Genomic DNA, 6,108 nt, shown 5'->3' with positions numbered 1-6,108 from the left:
TTTTCAGATTATTCTAAAGCAAAGAGAAAACAGAAGAAATATAATAAGGCAATATAAACCAGTAAATGAGCTGTTTATAATTAGCTAAACACGATTAGGATTTTAAATTCTTTAACTTCTCTTTCGCTGACTCCCAAGCATTTGTTTATTTTTCTCTGCTTGAGCATCGTTAACCCAAGCTTTGATACTCATAAAAAGCGTAGATACTAGTTTCTGCAATCGCGCCATTTTTTTGAATGGGATCAAATCTGGCAAAATGGCCTTATTGCATCAATTTTCATCAGTTATGTAATAGATGCCATTAATCATTATAATCTTTTCATTATAAATTAATGCTATCGATGATCATTTCAATTGCCCAAGAGCGCGAATTATAAACCCCAATTCATTTACTGTTTTTGAATGGGGCGACGTAGTTTGGATTGCTGGAGACCGAAAAAAAATCCAAAATATTAATAAATCCATATAGCTATGTTAAATCATTGGTCGCAAGTAAATGTTCTACGTAAAACCATAATCGAAGACTGCAATCGTGCGCGTAAAATTCCAACCGAAATCTTTAACTCCTCTGCAGCCTGCACTTGTGTATATCCCTTAAAATAAACGAGATCCAAAGCGTTTTTTTGCTCATCATTCAAAACTCGGATCATATCTTTTACCCCAATAATCTCAGGATTAAATAAAATTTGGAATTTTTGATCGATTTGTTGTGTAAGATTTGAAAGATCCTCATTTGAGGAAAAATTTCGATAATTAACACTCCTCAAATGATCAATTGAAAGGTTTCTTGCCAGCCTAGCCATCCAGGTATATAATTTCCCCTTGCTAGGATCATATTGGCCAAATGACTTCCAGATCTTAATGAAGGTTTCTTGTAAAATATCTTGTGCAATCTCCTCAATCTGAACAATTGTTGTAATAACTCGGTAAAGGGAATCCGAATACATTTGATACAAAGAGTTCATTGCGCCTCTATCCATGTTTTTTAATGCAATCACTAACTGATCCTCTGTTGGACGAAATCTTCTGCTAGTTAATTTTGGAATAGCATTTATACTATTCATTTGAACTCCAATTGCTTTCATAATATCATATTTAATGTTAATATGAAAGCCCAAGATGAATTTTAGATGAATTAAAAATAAATAATGAAAATAAATAAAAAAAGGCGCCTAAATTAATAGGCGCCCTTAAATAGTAAAAATTAAAATCCTTATTTTTTCTTAATCTCAACTCTACGGTTCAACTGACGACCAGCTTCAGAATCGTTTGAACTTAAAGGCATTGACTCACCAAAACCTTTTGCTTCTAAGTTAGAAGCATTGATACCTGCTGTTACCAAGTAACTTTTTACTGCAGTAGCTCTGTCGATAGAAAGTGTCATATTTCTCTTATCTGTACCCTCTGCTGATGAATGTCCGTTTAAATAGAAATTCATTGAAGGATACTTTTTCATTTCTCTGGCAATGTCATCAAGTACTGAATAGGATGATGTTTTTAGAACGGATGAATTAAACTCAAAAAGAATGTTTTTATAATTAAAACTTGGTTCTGTTGCTTTTGGGGTCTCCGGGCAACCGCCATTCGTGGCAGTTCCTGCCTTATTGGGACAATTGTCTTTTGAATCAGGAATACCATCACCATCAGAATCTGCCTCAACAACAGGTTTTGGGGCTTCTTGAACTGGTGCTTGAACAACCGGCTGACTCACAATCTTCTTAGGTTTACAAGAAGGAAATATGACAATAGCCATTAAAAATGCAAATGCAATGGTAGAAAATGTAGTTTTTAAATTTTTCATTAAGAATCAATGTTTAATAATTATAAATATCACTAAATCTACTATTAATTGCTTTGATACCAAATTTTAGACTAAGAAAAATAATTTTTTATTAATATCTTGTATTGATAAAAAACAGATTATGAAATTCAAATTTACAGCAATAACTTTTATACTAACTTTCATTTTTTCAACCATATTATTAACCAATACATCCGCTCAGAACAAAAATAAATTTATTGTAAACGGATATGTTGGTGGCTACCGTGGATTGGTAAAGGTAGAAGATATCGATGCCCAAAAACTAACGCACATCAATTATGCCTTTGTAAATGTCAAAGATAGCGCCGCATTTTTAACGAATTTAAAAACAGACTCCACAAACTTTCGTAAGTTAAATGAACTCAAAAAAATAAATCCTGATCTTAAAATTTTGATTTCAATTGGTGGATGGTCCTGGAGTGAAAACTTTTCAGATGCAGCCCTCACCCCAAGTTCCAGAAAATTATTCGCAAAGACTAGTGTTGATATTATTAAGCAATTTAACCTAGATGGAGTAGATATCGATTGGGAATATCCTGCTATGAGAGGGGAAGAAGGCAATGTCTATCGCCCTCAAGACAAAGAAAACTTCACATTAATGTTCAAAGATATTCGTGCTGAGTTAAGCAAGCTTGAAGCTGAAACTGGCAGGAAATATCTCCTTACTGCAGCAGTTGGCGGTTCAAAATCATTTGTTAAAAATACAGAAATGGCCGAGGTAGCAAAAATATTAGACTATATCCTGATCATGACCTATGATTATGGAGGCAAAACTGTAAATCACCATACCAATCTTTTTCCATCCAAAGGTATGGAAAGTGGTAGCTCGGCCCATCAGTCTACTCTAGATTTCATGGCAGCAGGTGTTCCTCCGAGTAAATTAGTGCTAGGAGCAGCATTTTATGGAAAAAGCAGAGAAGCAGAAACAAAAACAAATAATGGTTTAAATCAGCCTCAGGTTCTTCAATCAAAAGCCGTTTCAGGGCAAAGTGGTGGTTTTGGAAAGCTTAAAACCGAGTTTATTAATAAAAATGGTTATAAACGCCACTGGGATCGACATGCCAAAGCACCCTATCTCTTTAATCCTGAAACAAAAGTTTTCATTACCTATGACGATAAAAGATCCATCAAACTGAAAGCTAGATACGTCAAAAAATACAATATGGCCGGTATCTTTTTCTGGGAATATTTCAATGATCCAGATGAGAATTTATTAAATGTGATTGATAAAGTTCTTAATTAAGATAGGAAAGACCAATTTCAAAAACATGAAATATACCGAATTTTAAGAATGACCTTATCCTGCAATGGCCTTTACTCCTGGTAATTCTTTCCCTTCCATGTATTCAAGTAAAGCACCCCCACCAGTAGAAACGTAACTAACCTGCTCTTCGAAACCAAATTTCGAAACCGCAGCCGCCGAATCGCCACCGCCAATTAGCGAAAAAGCTCCATTTTTAGTCGATTCCACAACTGCTACTGCAACGGCTTTTGTACCAACTTCAAACTTTGTCATTTCAAAAACACCCATTGGTCCATTCCAAAGGATTGTTTTGGAGTTTTTTATTACATCACTGAAGAGCTTGGATGTTTCAGGGCCGATATCTAAGCCCATCCAATCACTAGGAATATTCCCAGATTTAACATCTCTGGTATTCGCCTCCGGAGAGAACGCATCAGCAATGATTGTATCGATAGGCAAAATAAGATTGACATTTTTCTTTTTGGCTTTATCTATAAGTTCTAGCGCCAAAGCCATTTTATCATCCTCACAAATTGAAGTCCCAATTTGCCCACCTTGCGCTTTAGCAAAGGTATAAGCCATACCTCCACCAATTATCAGGTTATCAACTTTGTCCAATAATTTCTCAATCAACAAAATTTTATCCGAAACTTTAGCACCACCCATAATTGCAGTAAAAGGTCTATCAGCATGGTTAAGGATTTTTTCCGCATTAGCCAATTCACCAGCCATCAGATATCCAAAGTACTTAGCCTCTGGGAAAAATTTAGCAATAATAGCGGTTGAAGCATGGGCGCGATGAGCGGTACCAAAGGCATCATTCACATAAACATCTCCCAATTGAGCCAATTTTTCAGCAAAAGCTTCATCACCCTTTTCCTCTTCTTTGTAAAAACGAAGATTTTCAAGCAATAATACTTCACCCGGTTTTAAACCCTTTGACTTAGCAAGCGTATCTTCTCCTATGCAATCAGAAGCAAATTGAACATCACGATTCAATAGAATTGCAAGATGCTTTACAATATGACGTAAAGAATATTTATCATCGGGACCGTCTTTTGGTCTCCCAAGGTGTGACATCAAAATAACCGAACCACCATCTTTCAATATCTTCTCAATTGTAGGCACAGCGCCTACCATACGGTTATCATCCGTAATATTGAAATGCTCATCAAGAGGAACATTAAAATCTACCCTGATTAAGGCTTTTTTGCCTGAAAAATTCAAAAAATCTATTGTATTCATATCATTCTATCAAATTAATGCTAAAAATTAATTTTTTTCTATTGTATTTTAAGGTACATCGATCGATGCGGACCAATTTTTGGTATGTCAAATTCTTCCGAAATAAATTCAAACCCCAGTCCGGAATAAAACGTAAAAGCTACTTTTCGAGCATTGCACCATATATAGTTAGCTTTCTGTCCACGAAGATAAACAATTGAAAAATTTACCAATTGGTTACCAATCCCCTTGCCTTGTTGAGCAAATAAAGTAGCCATTCCCCTCAATTGATATCCCAAACCAGAGAAACCTTCTCTTTCTTGCTTATGAAAGCTAGCAACACATACTAGTTCATCATCAATAAAATAGCCTAAATGAAAAGAAAGTTCATCATCATCTCCATCAAAAATACATAAGTGAGAAGCAGCTCCATCTCGCAAAACGGGACTTCTAATGGCGAGTGTATCTTCAGAGCTAATAAACTTTATCATAATCAAGAATTAGTTTCTAAGACCTGCAATTTTTACTACTAAATCGGCAAGTCTATTAGAATAACCTGATTCATTATCATACCAACCAACAACTTTTACTAGCTCACCAACTACGGAAGTAAGCTGGGAATCAAAAATACAAGAATGTGGATTATCAATCACATCAACTGAAACTATAGGATCACTTGTATATTCTAAAATACCATTAAGATAATTTTCGGACGCTATTTTAAAAGCTTGATTAATTGCCTCAGTACTTGGGCGCTGTTTTAATGTACAGGTAAAATCCGTTAATGAACCATTTAATACAGGAACACGTATGCCAGCACCACCCAATTTACCTTCCAAATGCGGGAAAATAGTGGTTATTGCTTTTGCTGCCCCAGTTGTTGTGGGAATAATCGACGCAGAAGCAGCCCTCGCACGTCGAAGATCTTTATGGGGCGAATCATGCAAATTCTGATCACCCGTCATCGAATGAACCGTAGTAATGTAGCCATCAATTATGCCCCAGTTATCATCAAGAACTTTCACCATGGGTGCAACATTATTTGTAGTACATGAAGCATTGGAAAGTACTGGAGAAAACAAATCAACAAGGTGATCATTAACACCAAGTACTACGGTAGCCACATCTTTATCGGGAGAAGGTGCAGAAATCAGCACTTGCTTAGCTCCTGCTTTTAAATGTAGGCTTGCCTTTTCTAGGGAAGTAAATTTACCAGTGGATTCAATCACTAAATCTATTCCAAGCTCAGTCCAAGGAAGAACAGATGGGTCTTTTTCAGCAAAAACCCGAACTGACGTTCCATTAATAATCAAATGTGTATCACTAGACTCAACAGTCCCATTAAAAGCACCATGAACAGAGTCATACTTTAATAAGTGGGCAAGAGTTTTTGTATCTGAAAGGTCGTTTATGGCCACTACCTCGATTCCCGACTTACTTAACAGGGTTCTTAAAGTAATTCTTCCAATACGACCGAATCCGTTAATAGCTATTTTCATAAACACACAAATAATGTTCAAAGTTATTCAATTGATTGAAAATTGAACTTAAAAAGAAAGGATTCTGCATTAATTTTACCAAACAGCATTTAAACAACCTAGAAAACCATTATGAAGCAATCGAAATTGAAGGTAAATCCAATTAAAAAGTACTTTATAGGCCAAAGGAAACATTTTGGAGCAAAAAATGCCCAATACTAATGGCAGATTCAGGATAAAAAAATTAAATATATTAGTCTTTTGCAAGCGTATTATGCTCATTAATCACCTTCCAGAGCATATCCTTAAGTTCTACTAATCCCTTTTGCGCCACAGAAGAA

At 35.5% G+C, this 6,108-nt stretch carries 6 protein-coding genes; 1 reads left to right on the top strand and 5 read right to left on the bottom strand.

What is annotated here, in order from left to right:
• Nucleotides 1-479: 479 nt before the first annotated feature.
• The gene (locus tag ACILQF_RS09560; RefSeq protein WP_395627186.1) at nt 480-1,085 is read right to left on the bottom strand and encodes an RNA polymerase sigma factor; all 606 of its coding nucleotides are present in this window, start codon (nt 1,083-1,085) and stop codon (nt 480-482) included.
• A gap of 128 nt (nt 1,086-1,213) precedes the next feature.
• Nucleotides 1,214-1,801 carry an OmpA family protein gene (locus tag ACILQF_RS09555; protein WP_395627185.1) on the bottom strand — a complete coding sequence of 196 codons (588 nt, stop codon included), beginning with the start codon at nt 1,799-1,801 and terminating at the stop codon, nt 1,214-1,216.
• 121 nt (nt 1,802-1,922) lie between these two features.
• Between ACILQF_RS09555 and ACILQF_RS09550 the strand changes: the two genes are divergently transcribed.
• Entirely contained in the window at nt 1,923-3,065 is a 1,143-nt protein-coding gene (locus ACILQF_RS09550; RefSeq protein ID WP_395627184.1) for a glycoside hydrolase family 18 protein, read from the top strand.
• A gap of 54 nt (nt 3,066-3,119) precedes the next feature.
• Here the strand turns inward: ACILQF_RS09550 and ACILQF_RS09545 are convergent, their stop codons facing one another.
• From ACILQF_RS09545 to gap, 3 genes are read right to left on the bottom strand one after another with little or no spacing between them, the layout of a single operon-like run.
• Nucleotides 3,120-4,310, bottom strand: a complete 1,191-nt coding sequence (locus tag ACILQF_RS09545; RefSeq protein ID WP_395627183.1) for a phosphoglycerate kinase — start codon at nt 4,308-4,310, stop codon at nt 3,120-3,122.
• A 38-nt stretch (nt 4,311-4,348) separates the two neighbouring features.
• Entirely contained in the window at nt 4,349-4,780 is a 432-nt protein-coding gene (locus tag ACILQF_RS09540) for a GNAT family N-acetyltransferase (RefSeq protein ID WP_395627182.1), read from the bottom strand.
• Nucleotides 4,781-4,789: 9 nt separating this feature from the next.
• Nucleotides 4,790-5,788 carry a type I glyceraldehyde-3-phosphate dehydrogenase gene (gene gap, locus ACILQF_RS09535; protein WP_395627181.1) on the bottom strand — a complete coding sequence of 333 codons (999 nt, stop codon included), beginning with the start codon at nt 5,786-5,788 and terminating at the stop codon, nt 4,790-4,792.
• Between the last annotated feature and the right edge of the window lie 320 nt (nt 5,789-6,108).

The organism is Daejeonella sp. (assembly GCF_044232565.1).
GTDB lineage: Bacteria > Bacteroidota > Bacteroidia > Sphingobacteriales > Sphingobacteriaceae > Daejeonella.
The sequence above is the reverse complement of the archived record's forward strand: the minus strand, read 5'-3'. Positions and strand labels throughout refer to the sequence as shown.

What these genes read in the sequence shown, in the direction of transcription:
- ACILQF_RS09560 (WP_395627186.1), bottom strand. Translation starts at nt 1,085, where the DNA reads ATGAAAGCAATTGGAGTTCAAATGAATAGTATAAATGCTATTCCAAAA.
- ACILQF_RS09555 (WP_395627185.1), bottom strand. Translation starts at nt 1,801, where the DNA reads ATGAAAAATTTAAAAACTACATTTTCTACCATTGCATTTGCATTTTTA.
- ACILQF_RS09550 (WP_395627184.1), top strand. Translation starts at nt 1,923, where the DNA reads ATGAAATTCAAATTTACAGCAATAACTTTTATACTAACTTTCATTTTT.
- ACILQF_RS09545 (WP_395627183.1), bottom strand. Translation starts at nt 4,310, where the DNA reads ATGAATACAATAGATTTTTTGAATTTTTCAGGCAAAAAAGCCTTAATC.
- ACILQF_RS09540 (WP_395627182.1), bottom strand. Translation starts at nt 4,780, where the DNA reads ATGATAAAGTTTATTAGCTCTGAAGATACACTCGCCATTAGAAGTCCC.
- gap (WP_395627181.1), bottom strand. Translation starts at nt 5,788, where the DNA reads ATGAAAATAGCTATTAACGGATTCGGTCGTATTGGAAGAATTACTTTA.